Genomic DNA, 2,324 nt, shown 5'->3' on the forward strand with positions numbered 1-2,324 from the left:
TCATCGACGGCTTGACCGTGGCCACGCAAGGCGTTCGCGGCCCGCTCCAGATAGACCGTGTTCCATAGCACGATGGCCGCCGTCACCAGGTTGAGGCCGGCAAGCCGGTGGACGGCGAGCTGCTGCAATTCCTGTCGCCGCTGGGCTGGGAGCACATCAACCTGACCGGCGATTACGTCTGGCGGCAGAGCCGCAGACTGGAAGACGGGAAGTTTCGGCCCCTACGGATGCCCGGAAAACCTTAGCGTACGATTTTTTCCGAATTCTGCGGGCTCCCCAGCTACACCTTCGCCGAAGCCACCTGGTCGCAGCAGTTACCTGACTGGCTGGGCTCACATGCCCGCTGCTTCTCCTTTCTCGGCGGTGTGCCGGAGATCGTGGTGCCGGACAACCTGCGAAGCGCGGTGAGTAAGAGCCATCGCTACGAGCCGGACATCAACCCGAGCTACCGCGATCTGGCCGAGCACTATGGCGTGGCGGTGGTGCCGGCGCGGGCGCGTAAGCCGCGCGACAAGGCTAAGGCCGAGGTCGGCGTGCAGGTGGTCGAGCGCTGGATCCTCGCCGCGCTGAGGAACCGCCAGTTCTTCTCCCTGGACGAACTCAACAGCGCCATCGCCTTATTGCTGGAGCGGCTCAACCGACGACCGTTTCGCAAGCTGCCGGGCTCCCGGCACTCGGCCTTCGAAGCCCTGGATCGTCCAGCGCTGCGCCCACTGCCGGAGCAGCCCTACGTCTATGCCGAGTGGAAGAAGGCGCGGGTGCACATCGACTACCACGTCGAGGTCGATGGGCACTACTACTCGGTGCCGTACCAACTGGTGAAGAAACAACTGGAAGTACGCCTGACAGCGCGCACGGTGGAGTGCTTCCACGCCAATCAGCGGGTGGCCAGCCACCTTCGCTCACCGCACAAGGGCCGGCACAGCACACAGGCCGAGCACATGCCCAAGAGTCATCGCGAGCATGCCGAGTGGACGCCACAACGGCTGATCCGCTGGGCTGAGCAGACCGGGCCGAACACGGCCGGCGTGATCAGCCACATCCTCGAACGGCGCATCCACCCAACCCAAGGCTACCGGGCCTGCCTGGGCATCCTGCGCCTGGGCAAGACCCATGGCGAAGTGCGCTTGGAGTTGGCCTGCCGTCGCGCCCTCAGCCTCGGTGCGTGCAGCTACAAGAGCCTCGAATCGATCCTGCGCCAGGGGCTGGAAAACCTGCCGCTGGCCCAGCAGCACCTGCCCCTGCTGCCGGACGACCACGCCAACCTGCGCGGCCCCGGCTACTACCACTGAACACAAGGAATCCCACCATGCTGCCCCATCCGACCCTGGACAAGCTCCAGACCCTGCGCCTGACCGGCATGCTCAAGGCACTCGCCGAGCAACTGAAAACCCCCGACATCGACAGCCTGAGCTTCGTGGAACGCCTCGGCCTGCTGGTCGACCGCGAACTGACCGAACGCGACGACAAGCGCCTCAGCAGCCGCCTGCGTCAGGCCCGGCTCAAGCACAACGCCTGCCTCGAAGACATCGACTACCGCAGCCCGCGCGGGCTGGACAAGGCCCTGATCCTGCAACTGGCTAGCGGCCAGTGGCTGCGCGACGGCCTCAACCTGATTATCAACGGCCCGACTGGCGTCGGTAAAACCTGGCTGGCCTGCGCCCTGGCACACCAGGCCTGCCGAGAGGGCTACAGCGTGCGTTACCTGCGCTTGCCGCGCCTACTGGAAGAGTTGGGCTTGGCCCATGGCGACGGGCGCTTCGCCAAGCTGATGAGCGGCTATGCCAAGACCGACCTGCTGATCCTCGACGACTGGGGCCTGGCGCCGTTCACCGCTGAGCAGCGTCGCGACATGCTGGAGCTACTGGACGACCGCTACGGCCAGCGCTCGACCCTCGTGACCAGCCAAATGCCCGTGGACAACTGGCACGAACTGATCGGCGATCCAACCCTGGCCGATGCCATCCTCGACCGCCTGGTGCATAACGCTTATCGGATCAACCTCAAGGGCGAATCGATGAGAAAGCGGGTGAAGAAATTGACGACACCGGGCGCCTCAGACTAACAATGCAACCCCTGCGTCGCTGCGCTCCGACTGCCCGGCCGGATGGCCGTGGAACAGGTGGCCAGATGGCCGTGGAATGCCTGGCCAGATGAGAGCGGACTGGGTGGCCGGATGGCGTGGAATCCGCAGACTGCACCGCAAAGTGCTGTTGCCAGGTACTGTAAAATAGAAGAGTGAGCACTTGATTTGCTGGTGCTTTCAAACAACGGTGTTGTTTTTTTAACAGCCGAACTGGAAAGGGAGGCTGAGCTGCTCAGTG

2 protein-coding genes and 2 pseudogenes are annotated in these 2,324 nt (G+C 64.2%); 3 read left to right on the forward strand and 1 reads right to left on the reverse strand.

Going from position 1 to position 2,324, the window contains the following annotated elements:
* The coding region (locus QZ994_RS20065) for a Tn3 family transposase (protein WP_367172363.1) at positions 1–155 on the reverse strand (155 nt) is incomplete at its 3' end.
* On the opposite strand from QZ994_RS20065, the pseudogene QZ994_RS19550 reads away from it, so the two are divergent.
* The 3 genes and pseudogenes from QZ994_RS19550 to istB all read left to right on the forward strand — a co-directional run.
* Positions 90–245 (forward strand): annotated as a pseudogene (locus tag QZ994_RS19550) (Tn3 family transposase); the annotation flags it as partial. The gene QZ994_RS20065 and the pseudogene QZ994_RS19550 sit on opposite strands and share 66 nt — an antisense overlap.
* 33 nt (positions 246–278) lie before the next feature.
* Positions 279–1,292, forward strand: a pseudogene (gene istA, locus QZ994_RS19555) (IS21-like element ISPpu23 family transposase); the annotation flags it as partial.
* A 17-nt stretch (positions 1,293–1,309) separates the two neighbouring features.
* Positions 1,310–2,065 (forward strand): IS21-like element helper ATPase IstB, encoded by a 756-nt coding sequence (gene istB, locus QZ994_RS19560; protein WP_060081503.1) that lies wholly within the window; start codon positions 1,310–1,312, stop codon positions 2,063–2,065.
* Positions 2,066–2,324 lie beyond the last annotated feature (259 nt).

Origin of the sequence: Aquabacterium sp. (genome assembly GCF_021768455.1) — a bacterium.
Classification (GTDB): Bacteria; Pseudomonadota; Gammaproteobacteria; order Burkholderiales; family Burkholderiaceae_C; genus Aquabacterium.